11 protein-coding genes are annotated in these 19,044 nt (G+C 72.4%); 9 read left to right on the forward strand and 2 right to left on the reverse strand.

Annotated features, from left to right (window positions below; genetic code table 11):
• The first annotated feature begins 179 nt into the window (after positions 1-179).
• The 9 genes from WME90_RS05270 to WME90_RS05310 all read left to right on the forward strand — a co-directional run bounded on the left by WME90_RS05270 (position 180) and on the right by WME90_RS05310 (position 16,978).
• Positions 180-2,096, forward strand: a complete 1,917-nt coding sequence (locus WME90_RS05270; protein WP_437279969.1) for a hybrid sensor histidine kinase/response regulator — start codon at positions 180-182, stop codon at positions 2,094-2,096.
• 170 nt (positions 2,097-2,266) lie between these two features.
• A complete protein-coding gene (locus tag WME90_RS05275; protein ID WP_437279970.1) occupies positions 2,267-2,956 on the forward strand; it encodes a DNA-directed RNA polymerase in 690 nt (229 codons plus the stop codon).
• Positions 2,957-3,029: 73 nt separating this feature from the next.
• Positions 3,030-5,582 carry an ATP-binding protein gene (locus tag WME90_RS05280; RefSeq protein ID WP_437279971.1) on the forward strand — a complete coding sequence of 851 codons (2,553 nt, stop codon included), beginning with the start codon at positions 3,030-3,032 and terminating at the stop codon, positions 5,580-5,582.
• A gap of 268 nt (positions 5,583-5,850) precedes the next feature.
• The gene (locus WME90_RS05285; protein ID WP_437279972.1) at positions 5,851-7,602 is read left to right on the forward strand and encodes a protein kinase domain-containing protein; all 1,752 of its coding nucleotides are present in this window, start codon (positions 5,851-5,853) and stop codon (positions 7,600-7,602) included.
• Between the two features lie 459 nt (positions 7,603-8,061).
• Entirely contained in the window at positions 8,062-10,551 is a 2,490-nt protein-coding gene (locus tag WME90_RS05290; RefSeq protein WP_437279973.1) for a sodium-translocating pyrophosphatase, read from the forward strand.
• Between the two features lie 141 nt (positions 10,552-10,692).
• On the forward strand, positions 10,693-10,896 hold the full coding sequence (locus WME90_RS05295) for a hypothetical protein (protein ID WP_437279974.1): 204 nt from the start codon (positions 10,693-10,695) through the stop codon (positions 10,894-10,896).
• A 223-nt stretch (positions 10,897-11,119) separates the two neighbouring features.
• The gene (locus tag WME90_RS05300) at positions 11,120-13,552 is read left to right on the forward strand and encodes an alkaline phosphatase PhoX (RefSeq protein ID WP_437279975.1); all 2,433 of its coding nucleotides are present in this window, start codon (positions 11,120-11,122) and stop codon (positions 13,550-13,552) included.
• Positions 13,553-13,557: 5 nt separating this feature from the next.
• Positions 13,558-15,210 (forward strand): hypothetical protein, encoded by a 1,653-nt coding sequence (locus tag WME90_RS05305; protein ID WP_437279976.1) that lies wholly within the window; start codon positions 13,558-13,560, stop codon positions 15,208-15,210.
• A gap of 382 nt (positions 15,211-15,592) precedes the next feature.
• Entirely contained in the window at positions 15,593-16,978 is a 1,386-nt protein-coding gene (locus WME90_RS05310) for an MATE family efflux transporter (RefSeq protein WP_437279977.1), read from the forward strand.
• A 75-nt stretch (positions 16,979-17,053) separates the two neighbouring features.
• Here WME90_RS05310 and panD read toward each other — a convergent pair whose 3' ends face one another.
• Together panD and WME90_RS05320 are read right to left on the reverse strand one after the other, a co-directional pair.
• On the reverse strand, positions 17,054-17,518 hold the full coding sequence (gene panD / locus WME90_RS05315) for an aspartate 1-decarboxylase (protein ID WP_437279978.1): 465 nt from the start codon (positions 17,516-17,518) through the stop codon (positions 17,054-17,056).
• Positions 17,519-17,647: 129 nt separating this feature from the next.
• Positions 17,648-18,790, reverse strand: a complete 1,143-nt coding sequence (locus WME90_RS05320; RefSeq protein WP_437279979.1) for a hypothetical protein — start codon at positions 18,788-18,790, stop codon at positions 17,648-17,650.
• Positions 18,791-19,044 lie beyond the last annotated feature (254 nt).

Raw genomic sequence — 19,044 nt, forward strand, 5'->3', positions numbered from 1 at the left:
CGCAGCGCCCGACTCGTGCGCCGAGGGCGAGCCCCCGCTGGGCGGGCGCACGTGGCCATTGCTGTGCTCGCCACTCGCTGCTGGGGCCGCCGCGATGACCGCTCGCGGACGCGGAGAGCAGGGCGAGAACGGAGCATCACGCCGTGGCAAACGTGGTACCATGTTGTAGGCTGTGCCGCATGGATCCGACGGGGCTCGGCGCCGACGTACTCTTCCGCATGCTGGTCGAAGGCGTGAGGGACTATGCCATCTTCATGCTGGACCCCGAGGGCCGGGTGACCACGTGGAACGCCGGCGCGCAGCAGATCAAAGGATACTCCGCACAAGAGGTGATCGGCTCGCACTTCTCGCGCTTCTATCCGGCCGAGGCGATCGCGCGCAGCTGGCCACAGACAGAGCTCGCCGAAGCACGGCGCCTAGGTCGCTTCGAAGACGAAGGCTGGCGCGTGCGCAAAGACGGCTCGATGTTCTGGGCGAACGTCATCATCACGGCCATCCACGGCCCCGACGGCGAGCTGCGCGGCTTCTCCAAGATCACGCGCGACCTGACCGAGCGCAAGCGCCAGGAAGAGCTGCTGCGGGAGAGTGAGGAGCGCTTCCGCCTGCTGGTCGACGGCGTGAAGGATTACGCCATCTGCATGCTGGACCCCGAGGGCCGCGTGGCCACGTGGAACGCCGGCGCGGAGCAGATCAAAGGGTACTCCGCGCAAGAGGTGATCGGCACGCACTTCTCGCGCTTCCATCCGGCCGAGGCGATCGAGCGCGGCTTGCCAGAGACGGCGCTCGCCCGCGCGCGGCGCGAAGGCCACTTCGAGGACGAAGGCTGGCGCGTGCGCAAGGACGGATCGAGGTTCTGGGCGAGCGTCGTCATCACACCCATCCACGGCCCGAGCGGCGAGCTGCGCGGCTTCTCCAAGATCACGCGCGACCTGACCGAGCGCAAGCGCCTGGAGCAGATGGAGTCGAACGCGCGCCAGATGGAGGAGTTCGTGGCGATGCTGGCGCACGAGCTGCGCAATCCGCTGGCGCCGCTCTCCAACGCGACCAGCGTCCTCAAGCTGGAAGGAAAGGACAACGCCCAGATCGTCTGGGCGGCCGGCCTGATGGAACGGCAAGTCGACCAGCTCGTGCGGCTCGTCGACGACCTGCTCGACGTGAGCCGCATCACGCGCGGCAAGATCGCCCTGGAGTCCAAGCGCATCGATCTCGCCGACGTCGTGACGCGCGCGGTGGAAGCGGCCCGGACCTGGATCGACGCGCGTGAGCAGGCCCTGGAGGTGCAGCTGCCCGTCGAGCCGGTCGCCATCGTCCAGGGGGACCTGGCGCGGCTCACGCAGGTGGTGAACAACCTGCTGCACAACGCGGCGAAGTATACGCCGCCCCGCGGCTCGATCCGGATCACCCTGGAGGCGGACGACGCGCAGGCGACGCTGCGTATCCGCGACAATGGCGTGGGTATATCGCCCGAGCTGCTGCCGCACGTGTTCGACCTGTTCACGCAGGGCGATCGCAGCCTCGATCGCGCCGAGGGCGGGCTGGGCATCGGCCTCACGATCGTGCGTCGGCTGGTCGAGCTGCACGGCGGGACGGTCCAGGCGCTCAGCGAGGGCCCCGGCGGCGGCAGCGAGTTCATCGTACGATTGCCGCGGCTGACACGCCCTGTCGCGACATCGACGGTGGGCGCGCCCGCGGCGCAAGCCGGGCGCAAGCTGCGCGTCCTCGTCGTCGACGATAACCGGGACTCGGCCGAGAGCATGGCGCTGCTGCTGAAGCGCATGGGCAACGAGGTGCACGCCGTGTTCGACGGTGCTTCAGCGGTCGATCTCGCGGCGCGGCTCCTGCCGGACGTCGTGCTGCTCGATATCGGCATGCCGGGCATGACGGGCTATGACGTCGCGCGCGCGCTGCGTCGCACGCCGGGCCTCGCGGCTCTGTCGCTGTTCGCGATGACCGGTTATGGCCAGGAAGCGGACCGCCGCAAGACCCAGGAAGCCGGGTTCGACGTGCACCTGGTCAAGCCGATCCGCGCGGACGTGCTGAAACGGCACCTGGCGAGCATCGCCGAACGTCCCGCCGGACGTCCCGAAGCCGGCTGAGCGCCTCATTCCGCCACGCGCTCGCCCGAGGCGGCGACGACCCCGCCATGGTGTCGCCAGGCACCCTCGCGACGAGAGGTTCGTCGTTCGCTGTAAGCTGCCCTCGGCCGCCCCGTTGCGAAGAGGTGCGCCGCGGCCATCTCGCCGAGGCCTCTTCAACGAGGGCTCCCATGCGGTTCTCTGTCCTCCCGACCCACGCGGTGGCGTGTCGTCCTCCGTCCACGGCGCGCGCCGTCCTCCTCCTCCTGGCGCTCCTCGCGCTCCTCCTCCTGGGCTGCGGCCCCCGCCTCGTCCCGTTCACCCACGAGCTCCGGGTGCAGCACGATCTGAGCGACAGCGACGTGAAGAACCTCCAGTTCTACGTCTCGCACCAGATCGCGCTGCGCCGCGAGCTCACGGCCGAGAGCTCGCAGGTGACCAGCAGCCACAAGCTCCTGCTCGTCTCCGGGAAAGTCATCGAAGAGGTCGTCGTCGAGGAGCGCACGCCGGGCGTCGTGGTCGCCGCTCGAGGCGGCGCCCTGTCGGTGAGCTTCGAGCCCGGCGCGTCGCTCACGTTCTCCGCAGGCCCGGAGCCCTCCGCTGCCGCGCCGTCGTTCCCGGGCTTCGCGACCCCGCCCGATCCGTTCCCCGGCAACGCGGAGCCGCTCCTCGCCAGCCCGGGTGCGTCCGATGAGGGGAGCGGCCCTGGCGGCAACTACTGGCTCGCGGCCGGGCCCGGCGGCGAGATCCGTTACCAGGGCAAGGTGTTCTCGGCGATCGAGGACAGCCTGCGGGCGCACCTCCTGATCGACGCGGACGCGCTCGAGGAGGTCGTCGAGCGCCGCACCGTCCTCCCGGGCGTGCGCCTGCCCGGCCGCTGACGCGCGGCGGAGCGCGCCGCCGCGAGGGGCGCTCCGCTGCTGGAGCTCTGTCGCCGGGAGGCGCGCCGTTGCGATGGCGCGCGCCCTGCGCTTCCATGCCGCCCGCGCCGTGACCACGCCGCCGCCGCCCCCGCCCGCCGCGCCCCGCGCCCCGCGCGTCCGCGCGGAGCTCGTCGCGACCGGCTGGGAGCTGTTCTCGGCGCTCCTGTTCCTCTCTGCCGTCGTCCCCGCCGCCCTCACCACGCCGTGGCCGGCGATCCTCCTTCTCGCCTCGCTGGCCGTCTCGGCCGCGCTCTCGGGCGCGCTCACCCGCCGCGGCGACCGCGGCTTCGCCGTCGCCGCGGCGATCCGCACGCTCTCGTGGCCGCTCGCTGTCTCGCCGCTCGCCTTCCGGGGCGCCCCCGCCGCGCCCCCCTCCTGGCCAGGACCGCTCGGGATAGGCCACGCGACGCCGCCGTCGTGGCTCGGCCTGCTCGTGACCGCGGTCGCCTTCGGCATCATGGCCGGCGGCATGCGCCGCGCGATCTACCGCGGCCTGCTCCGCGAAGGCGCCGTCGAGGGCGGCGCCGGAGACGCCGCCTCGGCGCGCGCCCTCGCCGCGGCGCTCCGGCCGAGGCTCGCGGAGTCGGCGGCGACCGCGGGCATCGTCGGCGGGCACGTCATGCTGCTCTTCTGCGTCGCGTTCCTCCGCACGCAGAGCCAGGTCGTGTTCCAGGCCTGGTTCGAGGTCGTCCCCCTCCTCGCCCTCTCCGGCACCCTCGGCTTCACCCTCGCCGTGCGCCCCGCCACGCGCGCGATCGTGGCCGCCCTCGCGGCCGGCCCCTCCGGCGACCGCGCGCTGCTCGGCCGCGGCCTCGCCCGCGCCGAGCGGCTCCCCGACGTGCTCGCCTCCCTGAACTTCGCGCTGTGGCTCGGGTGCACCGCGATCGGCATGGCCTACGTGCGCGTCGGCGCCACCTCCAGCGTCGCCGACGCGCTCATGCAGCTCGGCTTCGGCGCCCTCTTCGCCTTCGGCGTCTCGTTCTACCAGCGCGCCTGGCACAAGGACTCTGTCACGCGCGCGGTCGACCTCCTGCGCGCCTGGACGGGCGCGCCCGAGCGCGGCGGCGCGCCCCCGATGCCCCTCCGGCGGCGCATGCTCCGTGACTTCGGGCTGCCCCTCCTGTTCACCGGGCTCCTCTCGCTCTTCTCTTCCATCGGCCTCTACCGCGCGCTCGCGACCGGCTCGTCCTTCGACGAGGACTTCAACGCCATCTCCGCGCTCTTCGGCTCGCTGTCCCTCCTCGTCCTCGCCGCCCTCGGCGTCGTCGCGCGGGCGGCGCGGGAGCTCTCCCGGCCCATGGCGCAGCTCGCCCGCGCCGCCGACGAGGTCGCGCGCGGTGAGCTCGACGCCGCCGTGCCGCGGCTGTCCGGGCCGAAGGAGGTCGTGGGCCTCGGAGAGAGCGTCGAGCGCATGCGGCAGGCGCTGTCTCGGACGATCGCCGAGCTCGAGGCCGAGCGCGCCGGCCTCGAGGAGAACGTGGCCGCGCGCACCGCGGAGCTCACGCGCGCGCTGTCCGAGCTGAAGCGGACGCAGGCCGCGCTGATCCAGGGCGAGCGGCTCGCCTCCATCGGCGAGCTCGTCGCGGGCGTGGCTCACGAGATCTATAACCCCCTGAACGCCATCGCCGGCGCCGCCCAGCCGATCGAGGAGCGCGCCGCGGAGCTCCGCGCCGTCCTCGACGCCTACCGCGAGGCAGAGCGAGAGCTCCCGGATGACCGCCGCCGCGCGCTCGAGGCGCTCCGCGAGAGGCTCCAGACCGAGGCGGCGCTCGACGACCTCGTCGGCATCTCGACCCTCGTCCACCGCGCGGTCGAGCGCAGCGTCCGCATCGTCACGAACCTGAAGAGCTTCTCGCGCGTCTCGGGTGAGCCGCTGCCGGTCGATCTGCACGCGGGGCTCGAGGAGACGCTGCTCCTGCTCGGCCCGCGGCTCCGGCAGGCGCGCATCGAGGTGATCCGGCGCTACGGCGAGCTGCCGCCCATCACCTGCCGGAGCGGCGAGATCAACCAGGTGTTCATGAACCTCCTCGTCAACGCCATCCAGGCGCTCGAGGCGGCGAGCGACGCGCCGCCGGCTCCCGCCGCGCCGGCGGGGGAGGGGGCCAGCGGGGGTGCAGGGCAGGGGGCCGGCGGAGGCGGCGCGGCGCCGCGCCCGCCCGGCGAGCCGGCGATCTGCGTCGAGACCTGGATCGACGAGGACATGGCGGCCGTCGCGATCGCGGACAGCGGGCCTGGCGTGCCGCCGGAGCTCGCGCAGCGCATCTTCGATCCGTTCTTCACAACGAAGCCGCGAGGGCAGGGGACGGGCCTCGGGCTGTCGATCTCGACCGAGATCGTCCGGCGGCACGGCGGCACGCTCGCCCTCGCGCCTGCAGAGGACGGGCGCGGCGGAGGCCCGCGCCGCGGGGCACCGGCCCCTGTCCACGGCGCGCGCTTCGTCTGTCGCCTGCCCCTCGATCCTCGCCCAGCCAGCGCCCGTCCGCAAGGCGATGCCCCTCCTCCAGCACGGTCGTCCGCGGAGGCGTGCCCGCCCGCAAGGCCATCCGCGGAGGCGCGCCCGCCCGCGCCGCCTGCGCGCGGGTAGGCCCGCCCGCGCCGCCTGCGCGCGGGCAGGCCCGCCCGCGCCGCCTGCGCGCGGGCAGGATTGACGCGCGCGCCATCGGCGCCGGTCTCCCACCCCACCTCCACGCGGAGCGCTCACGAGATTCATCGCCACCCGACCGCGGGCCCGTAGACCAGCTGTTTCAAACCGGATACGTTCAGCGAGCGATCCGACTCACCGCACAGCGCAATAAGGCTCCTGAGAAACGCGAACGGCTCTCGGGGGAGCGCTGAGGAGAAACGAAGGCACCATGGAGCGCGCGATTCAGCGACCGGCAGGTCCCAAGGCTTCGAGCACCGATCCGTTGATCGGCAAGGTCGTGGCCGGCAGGTACCGGCTCGAGGCACGGCTTGGCGAAGGCGGCATGGGCGTCGTCTATCGCGCTCGCCACGTGCTGATCGACCGGGTCGTCGCCCTGAAGCTCATCCGGCCCGATCTCCGCGGAGAGACCCACCTCCGCGCGTGGATGCTGCGCGAGGCGCGCGCTGCAAACCGCGTTGATCACGCCCACATCATCGATATCCACGACATCGGCGAGACCGAGGAGGGCGAGCTCTATCTCGTCATGGAATACCTCGTCGGCACGCCGCTCTCGGCGGAGCTCGCGCGCGGCCCGATGCCGATCGCGCGATCGGTCGACATCCTCGAGCAGATGTGCGCCGCGCTCGCGCGCGCCCACGACCTCGGCGTCGTGCACCGCGACCTGAAGAGCGACAACATCCTGCTCACCCACCGAGGCGGCCGGAAGGACTTCGTCAAGATCCTCGACTTCGGCCTCGCCGCGATCGCGCGCGACCCGCGCCTCGCCCCGAAGGGCGCGGTCTTCGGGACGCCCGAGTACATGTCGCCCGAGCAGGCGCGCGGCGAGGAGGCGACGGCGCAGTCCGATCTCTACGCGCTCGGCGTGCTCTTCTTCGAGATGCTCACCGGGCAGCTGCCCTTCCGCGCGAACGACCGCGACACCCTCCTCGAGATGCAGCGGACCCACGCGCCGCCGCGGCCCCGCTCGATCCGCCCCGACGCGCACGCGCAGGGCGAGGCGATCGTGCTGCGCCTGCTCGAGAAGGACATCCGCAAGCGCTACCGCGACGCCCACCACCTCCAGGAGGAGCTGAAGGCGCTCCAGCGCGGGCTCCCGGCCCACGCGTGGGAGGTCGAGGGGAGCGACGGCGTGCCGGTGCCGCCGCCGCCGCCGCCGCCGCAGAGCGCCGGCGTCATCGAGTGGGCGAGCCGTGCGGCCCTGTTCTCGCGCATGGTCTCCCGCGCCTACCCGTCCGGGCAGGTGCCGCAGGAGGTCCAGAACGGCCTTGCGCAGGCCTGGGACCTCGCCGCGCGCGCCAACAAGCTCGAAGGCGAGGTCGCGAGCCTCACCCGCAAGCTCGAGGCGCTCGAGCGCCGCGGCCGCGCGCTGCGCGCCGAGATCGGCCGCAAGGTCGAGGAGCTCGCGCACGAGGAGTCGCGCGTGATGCGCGAGGCGATGACCGACGGCGAGGACGTCGAGAAGGTCCGCGTCGAGCTGGCCGCCGCCGAGAAGCTCGCGCTGTCCGCGCGCCAGCTCGCGGACGGGGCGGCCCGCCAGGGCAACCACGATCCGCTCGTCTACGAGCGCGCGGGCGCGGCCGGCGCGACCGCGCAGGCGAAGCGCGAGCAGCTCGGGCGCTACGAGCACAAGAAGAACACGCGCGAGGCCAACGCGCGCGATCTGCGCCGCCAGATCGACGAGCTCCGCGCCCAGCTCGCCCGCTACGCCGAGGCCCTGGAGGAGGACCTGGCGCAGGGGCGCGAGCGCGTCGCGGCGCGCACGCGCGAGGGGCTCGCCTACGAGAAGTCGTTCAGCGAGGCGTCGAACCTGCTGCTGAGCCACCTCCGCAACAAGCCGGAGTGTCGGGATCTCGTGGCGGAGCTCCTCACGTCCCACGCCAGCCCGGGCGCGGACTCGGGCTCGGATCAGCGCCTCTCCGGCTCGGATCGGCGGCTGAACAACGCGACAGAGCGCAACTGACCACGATCGCGCTCAGCTGGAAGCAGCCGAGCGCAGATGTCCAGGACGGTTAAATCCGACCGGACGCGACAATCGGTGGAGGCGCGCGGCTGTATGCGCGCCTGCTCCACCACCGAGATCTCCCACGCCATGTTCCTGATGTCGTGGCGCCGACTGGCGCTCTCGTCGTGGGCGCGCATCACACCCTCTCGACGGCGTCTCAGGTGCATGGTAGCTAGCGCCCGCCTCGGGGGTCCGGTCACGGTGGAGGCATGCCTGGCAGCTCTGGGCACTCCGACACCCCACGGGTCGTCGAGGGACGAGGCTGTGCTGAAGCGTCGGCGTTAGAGCAAGAGCCCATCCGGCAGCGCGCCGGTTCCCTTCCCCTTTACGCAGGCGGCCAACCCCTCGGAACCACGAAGCTGCGGGCGGCGATGGCGCCGTCCTCTGCCTCGGATTTTGCGATGGAGGCACACCGTCATGAACGTCATCCGGTCCCAAAAGGCCTGGCTTGCACCGCTGCTGGCCGGGCTCGCTGCGCTCGCCCTGCTGCTCAGCGGCGGGCTCGCCAGCGCCAGTGAATCCGATCTCGTCCTCCCCGACCTCAGCAGCCAGTCCTTCGGCGGCATCGACGGCCGCACGCTCCTCATGGGCGGCATCGGCGTCAGCGTGCTCGGGTTCGTGTTCGGGCTCGTCATCTACTCGCAGCTGAACAAGCTCCCGGTCCACCGCGCGATGCGGGAGATCTCGGAGCTCATCTACGAGACCTGCAAGACGTACCTGGTCACGCAGTTCAAGTTCATCCTGGTCCTCGAGATCCTGATCGGCGCGGTCATGGTTCTCTACTTCGGCGTGCTGCGTCACATGGATGCCATGAAGGTCGTGGTCATCCTGCTGGCCAGCCTCGTCGGCATCGCCGGAAGCTGCGGCGTCGCGTGGTTCGGCATGCGCATCAACACGTTCGCGAACTCGCGCGCCGCGTTCGCGAGCCTCAAGGGCAAGCCGTTCCCGACGTACGCGATCCCGCTCAAGGCCGGGATGAGCATCGGCGCGGTCCTTATCAGCACCGAGCTCATGCTCATGCTGATGATCCTGCTCTTCATCCCCGCCGACTACGCCGGCCCGTGCTTCATCGGCTTCGCCATCGGCGAGTCGCTCGGCGCCTCCGCGCTCCGCATCGCGGGCGGCATCTTCACGAAGATCGCCGACATCGGCTCGGACCTCATGAAGATCGTCTTCAACATCAAGGAAGACGACGCGCGCAACCCGGGCGTCATCGCCGACTGCACCGGCGACAACGCCGGCGACTCGGTCGGCCCCAGCGCCGACGGCTTCGAGACGTACGGCGTCACCGGCGTCGCGCTCATCTCGTTCATCCTCCTCGCCGTCCCCGACCACGCCGTCCAGGTCCAGCTGCTCGTCTGGATCTTCGTGATGCGCATCGTGATGGTCCTCGCGAGCATCGGCTCGTACCTCCTCAACGAGGCGATCGCGAAGGCGTCCTACGCCGAGGCCGACAAGATGAACTTCGAGGCGCCCCTGACCCGCCTCGTCTGGCTGACCTCGATCGTGTCGGTCGCGCTCACCTACGCCGTCTCGGCGTTCATGATCCCGAACCTCGGGGGCGACACGACGCTCTGGTGGAAGCTCTCGTCGATCATCACCTGCGGCACGCTGGCGGGCGCGATCATCCCGGAGATGATCAAGATCTTCACCTCGACCGAGTCGCGCCACGTCCGTGAGGTCGTGACCGCCTCGCGCGAGGGCGGCGCCTCGCTGAACGTCCTGTCGGGCCTGACGGCCGGCAACTTCAGCGCGTACTGGATGGGCCTCGTCCTGGTCGTGCTGATGGGCATCTCGTACTACTTCTCCGCCCAGGGCCTCGGCCAGCTCATGATCGCCGAGAGCGTCTTCGCCTTCGGCCTCGTGGCGTTCGGCTTCCTCGGCATGGGCCCGGTGACCATCGCGGTCGACTCCTACGGCCCGGTGACCGACAACGCGCAGTCGGTCTACGAGCTCTCGCTCATCGAGAACGTTCCGAACGTCGAGGCCGAGCTGAAGAAGGATTTCGGCTTCACCCCGAACTTCGACAAGGCGAAGCACTACCTCGAGGAGAACGACGGCGCGGGCAACACCTTCAAGGCGACGGCCAAGCCGGTGCTCATCGGGACGGCGGTCGTCGGCGCGACGACGCTCATCTTCTCGATCATCGTCGTGCTCAGCAACACGCTGGTGAAGAACGCGGCGAATCTCACGCCCCAGGAGCGGTTGAAGGAGATCATGGGCCTGCTCTCGCCGCTCCACCCGCCGTTCCTGCTCGGCCTCGTGACGGGCGGCGCCATCATTTACTGGTTCACCGGCGCGTCGACGCAGGCGGTCTCGACCGGCGCTTACCGCGCTGTCGAGTTCATCAAGGCGAACATCCGCCTCGATGGCGTGGAGAAGGCCTCGATCACCGACAGCAAGAAGGTGGTCGAGATCTGCACGCAGTACGCGCAGCGGGGGATGTTCAACATCTTCCTCGGCGTCTTCTTCTCGACGCTCGCCTTCGCCTGCCTCGAGCCGTTCTTCTTCATCGGCTACCTCATCAGCATCGCGCTCTTCGGGCTCTATCAGGCGATCTTCATGGCGAACGCCGGCGGCGCCTGGGACAACGCGAAGAAGCTCGTCGAGGTGGAGCTGAAGGAGAAGGGCACGCCGCTCCACGCGGCGACGGTCGTCGGCGACACCGTGGGCGACCCCTTCAAGGACACCTCGTCGGTCGCGATGAACCCCATCATCAAGTTCACGACGCTGTTCGGCCTCCTCGCGGTCGAGCTGGCGATCGAGATGGACCGCGGGACGAGCCTCGTGCTCGCGGGCATCTTCTTCGTGCTCTCGACGGTGTTCGTGTACCGCTCCTTCTACGGGATGCGGATCAAGTCGGACGAGAAGGCGGCCGCCGCCGCCGGCGCCCGCGCCACGGCCTGAGCCGGGCTCGCCTCTCGCTCCCTGCGCCCCGGCGCTCCCCTCACACGCGCTGACCTCCCCTGCCGCCCGACGCCGCTCCGCGGTCGATGGGGCGGGGGGGAGGGCCTTGCACCCAGCGCGCCTGCACTATAGTGACCCTGCATGCGAGCGCTCTGCCCCTCCTGCGGCCTCCATCACGAGGTTGTCCGTGTCCTCGAAGACGGACACGGCGAGCAGCGCAAGGACGTCTATCAGGTAGCGCCGCTCCTCGGCTGCGAGCGCACCTGGATCTCGGACAGGGAGCTGCTCGAGGCGCGCGCGCGCTTCGGTCAAGAGGTCGTCGTGCCCGACGAGGACGACGAGTAGCGCGACGACGCGCCGCGCGGCGATGACGAGCTGCGCAGCGCCGCTGCCGGTCCTCTGAGGGCATCTTCACTGTAGCCCCCGCGCGTGACCGGTCGTGCTGTGCGCCAGATGACGCCCGTTCGAGGGTCAGGCGATCTCTGACAACAACACGTCGCGTGAGGAGCATTGGGGCGCCACCGTCGCCAGTCATCGTCTGCGGCCATTACCCGGCGGAGACGAGACAATGATGACAAGGCGGACCCTGAGGACGGCGTTGCTTCTGGTGCTCGCGGGCGGCCTTGCCGCGATCGGAAGCGGCTGCGGCAAGGATGGCGCGCAGGGCACGCCCGGCGAAGACGGGGCGCCGGGCCAGGACGGCGCGAACGGCGAGCAGGGAGAGCCCGGGGAGCAGGGGAAGCCCGGGGCACCCGGTGAGCCTGGGGCACCCGGGGCGCCCGGGGCGCCCGGTGAGCCCGGGGCACCCGGCGAGCCCGGGGCGCCCGGTGAGCCCGGGGCGCCCGGTGAGCCCGGGGCACCTGGTGAGCCCGGGGCACCTGGTGAGCCCGGGGCGCCCGGCGAGGACGCGACGGTGTGGACCAGCGCCGCGAACCTCGGGGACTACGTGAGGGAGCGCGTTGCGCTGTTCGCCACGGGCACCTTGCCCGAGGGCGAGCAGTTCCCGCTCCGCGCGGCCGCGACCGACACCCTCCGGGCGCTCGCCGGCGTGCGCTCCGAAATCGTGGTGAGCTGGCTCGATCCGCTGACCTTCAGCACCGCGCCGGACGCGCCCCGCTTCGGCGCCAACAACGACTACACCGCGTTCTTCGGCGAGGGGTGGTCCGCCGCCGCGGGCGACGCGCCGCAGTGGAACGGCTCCGCCACCGCCGGGTGGCTCTGGGTCAACCACGAGTACGTCTCCGGACGCGTCCCGACGGTCACCTCCGCGCCAACCGGGCAGCAGCTCACGCTGGCCCGGCACCTGCGCAACCTCGGCGTCCTCACGAACGACGTCGAGTCGAACGTCTGGTCGCAGGCGGACGTCGACACGTATATCCGCTGGGAAAAGAGGGAGGTCGGCGGCTCCTGGCTCCGCATCGTGCAGGATCCGGCGACGGGCGCGTGGTCGCTCGACCGGAGCGGGAGCGCCGTCCGCTACGACGCGACGAGCAAGACGCTGAGCCGCGTCGCGGGGCACGAGCTCTCCGGCCCGGGCCACGACGACACGACCGGCGAGCCGCTCCCCGGAGGGATCGTTGCCGGCATCATGGGCGACTGCGCAGGCGGGCAGACGCCGTGGGGCACGGTGATCACCGCCGAGGAGAACGTGCAGGACTTCTACGGCGATCTCGAGGCGAGCTGGTCGAGCGATCAGCGGTTCCTCACCGGCCGGGGCTTCGATCCCGGCGCGCCGGTGAGCCCAGTCTTCGCGGCGAGCACCAGCGCGGAGTTCGGGCGCATCTCCGATCCGAACGGCCGGCAGCCGCGCGACCATTACGGCTACCTCACCGAGATCGACCCGGGGCAGCCCGCGGGCGAGTACGACGGCAAGACGCAGGCGGGCACCGGCCACAAGAAGTTCGGCTTCATGGGCCGCGCCCGCTGGGAGGCCGCGACGTTCGCGGTCGACGACGCGTGGAGGCTCGTGCCGGGTCGGCCGATCGTGGTCTACGGGACCGACGATCGCCGCGGCGGCCGCATCTTCAAGTACGTGACCAGCGGCAGCTACACGGCCGGGATGACGCGGGCCCAGATCCGCGCGCTGCTCGACGAGGGCAAGCTCTACGCGGCGCACATGGCGGGGCTCGACAACAAGACCGGCAACACCCTGCTCGCGACCGGCGTCGCCCCGACCGAGGCGGCCCCGGGCACGGGGCAGTGGATCGAGCTCTCCGTCGACAGCGCCGCCCTCGCGCCGAACGCGGCCGCGCTCGGCGACGCCACAAAGACCGTCGGCGCCGCGCTGCGCGACGTGAGCTGGAACCGGATCGGCGGCTTCCCGACGGATTACGACGTCTGGCGCGCGCTGTTCACGGCGAGCAACAAGGTCGGGATCATGGAGCTGAACCGGCCCGAGGACATCGAGTGGAACCCGCGCGACCCGAGCGGCACGCCGCGGATCTACGTGGCGTTCACCAACCACACGGGGCAGACGTCGCTCGATCAGGACGGAGCGGTCTACGATCCGGCGACCCACCCGACCCAGTCCCCGAAGCGCGCGGACGCCGTGGGCTCGATCTTCGCGCTGGAGGAGTCCGACCCCGCGAACCCGGGCGCGTCGACCGAGTTCCTGTACTTCGAGGTGTGGCACGGCGCGAAGGGGCAGGGCGTCTTCGACGCCTCCTGCCCGGACAACCTGCTCCTCGATCGCGACGGCGGCGTGTGGTTCGGCACCGACGGCAACTTCGGCGTGGCCTCGCACGCGGACGCCTTCTACTACCTCGATCTCGACCCCGCCCACCGCCAGGGCCAGCCGGGCGTGACCCAGCCGAGCTTCGGCAAGGCGTTCCGCGTCGTGGCGCTGCCGAGCGACGCGGAGGCGACCGGCCCGTCCTTCACGCCCGACATGGGCACGATCTTCATGTCGGTGCAGCACCCCGGCGAGAACGCCTACAGCACCTGGCCGAAGGGCGACGCCTCCCTGTCGAGCGTGATCGCTGTCACCTTCCTGCCGGAGTGATCTCCATGCCCGCCCGCCGCGCGCGCCTGCTCTCCGCGCCCCTGGCCTTCGCGGCGGTGTGCGCCGTCCTCGCCGCGGGCGCGCGCTGCGGCGGGGGCGGCTACGACCCGCTCGCCACCGCGGCCGCGCGCGCCGGGCACGCGGGCAACCCCGAGGCGTCGATCCCGCCGATGTGTTACGCGACAACGGCCGGCGGCGCGAACGGCTGCTGGACGTGCCACACGATCGGGATCGGCCCGAACACGCTCGCCGATCACGAGCTCCAGCGCGAGTACAGCTTCTCGGACGCGGCCCGGAAGAACCCCTGGACCAACCTGCTCGAAGACCTCTCGGCCGCCGCCGCCCGGACGAGCGACGCGGAGATCCTCGAGTACATCCGGGAGGACAACTACGCGCCGCTGCGCGAGGCGCTCGCCGCGCGCCCGGACTACCCGGGCTACGTGCCGGATCTCGACCTCGTCGCCGGGCTCGACGAGGAGGGCTTCGCGCGCGACGGCAGCGGCTTCCGCGCGGTCCGCTACAAGCCGTTCCCCGGCAGCTTCTGGCCCACGAACGGCAGCGCAGGCGACGTGTTCCTCCGGCTGCCGGCCGCGTTCCGCGAGGACGCCTCGGGCGCGCCGTCGCGCGAGGTGTACAAGCTGAACCTCGCGCTGCTCGAGGCGGCGATCGCGTCCCCGTCGCCCCTGCCGGGGGAGGGCGCGGCCGGGCCCGCGGAGGCGATCGCCGGGCGGGAGGTGGAGCCGGTGAGCGAGCTCCTCGCCGGCTTCGATCTCGACGGCGACGGCGCGCTCGAGCCCGCGGTGACGCGCATCGTCCGCCTGCCCGCGCGGTACGCCGGCGGGGCGGCCGGCGTCCCGGTGCGGGCGTGGCTGTACCCGCGCGGGGCGGAGCTCCTGCACTCGGTGCGGTACCTCGACCCGGACCGCCCCGCGCTGCTCGCCGCGCGGATGAAGGAGCTGCGCTACGCGCGCAAGGTCGACGAGCCGGACGACTGGGCGATCGCGCGCGCGTACGAGCGCGAGGCGGAAGAGAAGGCGGAGGGGCAGCCGCCGTTCCACCCGGGCGGGCCCGAGGTCGGCCTGCGCAACGCGTTCGGCTGGCAGATCCAGGCGTTCATCGAGGACGAGCGAGGTCGGCTCCGTCTGCAGACCGCGGAGGAGCACCGGGCGTGCATGGGCTGCCACGGCGCCGTGGGGGTGACGGTGGACCAGACCTTCTCGCTGGCGCGCAAGGTGCCCGGCGCCGCCGGCTGGCGGCACCAGGACCTGCGCGGCATGCCCGACGTGCCGCAGGCCGGCCACGCGGAGCCCGAGGTGCTGACCTACCTGCGCCGCGCCCGCGGGGCCGACGACTACCGCGGGAACGCGGAGATGCTCGCCCGCTTCTTCCCGGGCGGCGCGCTCGACGAGGCGGAGGTGCGGCGCGGCGCGCCCGGCGGCGACCGCGATCTCGCGTACCTCGTGGCGCCGTCGCGCGAGCGGGCGCTCCTCTTGGACAAGGCGTACCGCGCCCTGGTGCGAGCGCAGCGCTTCGAGGCGGGGCGGGACGTGGCGCTCGGGCCCGCGACGGGGATCCTGCGCGTCGTGGAGGGCGAGTCGACGGGCCTCGGCGAGGCGCAGCGCGTGTACCTCGACGGGAGGCTTCACCTCGCCTGGTGAGGCCCGGGGCGCTGGCGCGAAGAGGGCAGGGCGACGCGCGGCGGGAATGAAGAAAAACCGCAAAGGCGCAAAGGCGCAAAGGCGCAAAAAAGAGAGAAGAGCGTTCTGAGCCTGCTGGGCGCACGGCGACGCCCGAAGCTCGGAAATCTTCTATCTGCGGTGACGCCCGGAGCAGGGAGATGTTCTATCCCTCTCCCTTGCATTTTTGCGCCTTTGCGCCTTTGCGTTTTTTTTCTTCTTCTCTTCTCGAAGGGGCCCGCTTGTTCCGCGATAAACCGCTGTAGTTGTTGATCTTTTAGATGTTTGTCCCCACCTCCGGCGAGCGTTCCCACCCCGGCGCGCTAGGGTTGGCGCCCCTTGATCGTATCGCTCCGTTGAACCCGTGAACCTCGCTTCCACCCCGCTCGCCGCCGACAGCGCGCGGTCCGAGATGCGCGCCCTCGCGCGCCTCGCGCTGCCGATCGCGGTGGCGCAGGCGGGGCTCGTCGCGATGGCGCTCGTCGACGTCGCGATCGTGGGGCGCGTCTCGGTCAACGAGCTCGCCTCCTGCGCGATGGGGAGGACGATCGTCCACACGAGCAACGCGCTCGGGGTCGGCGTCTCGGCCGCGGTCGATCCGCTCGCGTCGCAGGCGATCGGCGCCGGTCGCCCGGGGCAGGCGTGGGCGGCGCTGCGCGCGACCCTGCGCGCGAGCCTGCTCGTCAGCGCCGTCGCGTTCGGGGCCGCGCTCGCGGCGACCTTCGCGCTCGCGCCCATGGGCGTGGACCCGGCGCTCGTCCCCGGCGTGCGCCGGTACATCCTCGGCCACGCGCTGTGGATCTTCCTCTGGCCGGTGTTCCTCGCAGGGAAAAACTTCCTCCAGGCCCACGGCGCGACGCGGCCCGCGCTCGTCGCCGTCATCGTGGCGAACGCGGTCAACGTCGTGGCGTGCAACCTGATGGTCCGCGGCGACGAGGCGCTGCGCTGGGTGGGCCTGCCGCCGCTCGGCCTGCCGCAGCTCGGCGCGCTCGGCGCGGGGCTCGCCGCGAGCCTCGCCAGCGTGGTGCTGTCGTCGATCGTGCTCTTCTCCGCGGAGCGCCGGCGCGCGGCGCCCCGCGAGGAGGAGGGCGCAGTGCCGGTGGCGGTGGTCTACCGGCTCGGCGTGCCGATAGGGCTGCAGCTCCTCGCCGAGGTCGGCGTGTTCGGGATGACGGCGCTGCTCGCCGGGCGGCTCGGCGCGGCCGTGGTCTCGGCGCACCAGATCGCCATCGGGCTCGCCTCCTTCACGTTCATGGGCGCCCTCGGCGTCGGCGGCGCCACCGCCGTCCGCGTGGGGCACGCGATCGGCGCGGGCCGGTCTCCGCTGCGCTCCGGCGTGCTCGGCCTCCTGCTCGGCGCCGGCATCATGTGCGTGAGCGCCTCGACGTACGCCGCGTTCCCTCGCGCCCTCATCGGCGCGTTCACCCCGGACGACGACGTGCTCGCCATCGGCGTCCCGCTGCTCCGCATCGCCGCGCTCTTCCAGCTGTTCGACGGCGTCCAGGCGGTCGCCGCCGGCGCGCTGCGCGGGGCGGGCGACGTGCGGTTCCCCTTCTGGGCCAACCTCGGAGCCCACTGGGCCTTCGGCCTGCCGCTGTCGATCGGGCTCGCCTTCGGGCTCGACCTCGGCGTCCGCGGGCTCTGGTTCGGGCTCACCGCGGGGCTCATCGCCGTCGCGGGGGTGCTCTCGGCGCGCTTCGTCCGGCTGGCCCGCGCGCCGGTTGCGCGGGCGCTGCCGCACGCCGGGTGACGCGCGCGCTCCGTTGGTTGGCTGGGCGCGCGCGGCGCCGGCGCCTCGCCCGAGGCGCCCGGCTGGCCCGCGCGCTCAGTTGGGGGCGCGCGGCGCCGGCGCCTCGCCCGAGGCGCCCGGCTGGCCCGCGAGCGCCGGGCCCGCCAGCGGCGCCGCCGGCGCGAGCGGCCCGGGCGTCTCGGGCGGCTGGTCGGCGAGCGGCCTGTTGCGCCCGTCGACGCGGAGCACGCGCGGCGCGTGCCGCCGCGCCTCGGCGTCGTCCATGTCCGCGAATGTCGCGATGATCACGAGGTCTCCGGGCTGGTTGAGGTGCGCCGCGGCGCCGTTGATGCACACGACGCCCGAGCCGCGCGCCCCCGCGAGCGCATACGTGGTCAGCCGCGATCCGCGCGTCACGTTCCAGATGTCGACCGCCTCGTACGGCAGGATGTCGGCGGCATCGAGGAGATCGGCGTCGATGGTGACGCTGCCCTCGTAGTGCAGATCCGCGTGGGTCACGGTCGCGCGGTGGATCTTGCTCTTGAACATCCGTCGATTCATGCGTGATGACCTCGGTCCCCCCCGGCCAGGGACGGCGGTGCGCGCCGGTCGAGGCGCGCCGCACGCCCGCGGGCGAGGCGCGCCCCCCGCCCGGGGAAGGACGGGCTACCTCATGCGTCCAGGCGGCGGTCAGTCAAGGAACAAACGCTGCCGCAGGAGCCGGCCGCCCGCCAGATGGACGGCGCCCTCGTCGGGCAGCGCCTCGGCTGGGCCTGGCAGCGCGTCGGGGTGGCCGATTTCGAGCACGACCTCGCACGGGCCCCCCGCGACGTCCCGGAACAGCGCCTCGCGGGTACCCGAGATGTGCGCCCCGCCTGCGCCGTCCAGCGCCACGTCGACGGACCACGGGCGCGCGCTCCCGCCCTGCACCAGGTAGGCCCTTACCGCGACCGGCGCTGGCACGCGCGCGTCGGGCGAGAGCGCGATCGTGAGGCGGGCGCCCCTGCCGACGTGGCGCGGGGCGCCGGGCTCGCGATCGCCCTGCTGCGGGCCGTCGCCGAGGGTCGTCGCGATCGTGTATTCGGGGAGCGGGGCCGCGCCCGGCGCGAACGGCGCGGGCCGCAGCGCGAGCAGCGACACGAGCGCGACCGCCACGACCCAGCCGGCCACGCCCACGACCGCCCGGGCCCGCGCCGCCGGCGTCGTCCGCCGCTCGCCCCGCCGCTCGACGACCAGCTCGGGGTACACCAGGCCCCCGCGCGGCGGCCTGGCCCCGTTTGCGCCGTCCTGCGCGCCCTGGGTGGACCGCTGATCGGGCGCCGCGCTCGGGTGCGTGCCGCGCGGCGGCTCCGACGCCGAGATCTCGGGGGGCACCGATTCGCCGTTGATCGCGCGACAGACAGGCGCGTCCGAGGTGGACGGCGAGCTCGTCCCGCTGAGCGAGTCGGCGTCGGCGCCCAGCGTCGGCGCGTCGGTGACGTCGCACGCTTCCTCGGCGTCGCAGTCCCACTCCTGGGGGCACCGGAAGCGGATCCCTGACTTCCGATCGACCGCAGGCCGCGGCGGCGGAGCGGGCGCATCGCCGCGCGGCTCCCGCAGCTGGGCGAGCAGCTGATCGGCGAGCCGGGCGCGGGTCTCGTCGTCGAGGGGCGTCCGGGCTTCGCGCTCCTCCCGCTCGGTGATCGAGGGCGCCGCGGTGTCCGCGGTGTCTCCCGGAGCGCCCCGCGCGTCCTCCGGGTGCGACCCTTCGGCGAGCCTGCGCCAGCGCGGATCGGCCGTAGGATCCCGCTGTGCGATGCGCGTCAGGGCGCGGAGCAGCTCGTCGTCGTCCATCAGCCGCTCCCCGCGTCGAGGCACGCGGTACAGCGCTCGACCCGCCGGCACCGGCGCGCGCGGGCGGCAGGAGGGATCGGAAGGAGGAGGCGCACCTCACCGAGCGTCAGGGCAGGCTCCCCGTTGCTCCGATTCGCCTCGTGGATCAGCGCGAGCGGTCGCTCGGGCATCTGATTCCCTTCCCCTGGGGATCGAAGAACCCCAGTTTGCTATCGACGTTATCCGGTCCTCGCGGCGCGCGTCAATGGAGCTGA

Origin of the sequence: Sorangium sp. So ce375, assembly GCF_051473855.1 — a bacterium.
Classification (GTDB): domain Bacteria; phylum Myxococcota_A; class Polyangia; order Polyangiales; family Polyangiaceae; genus Sorangium.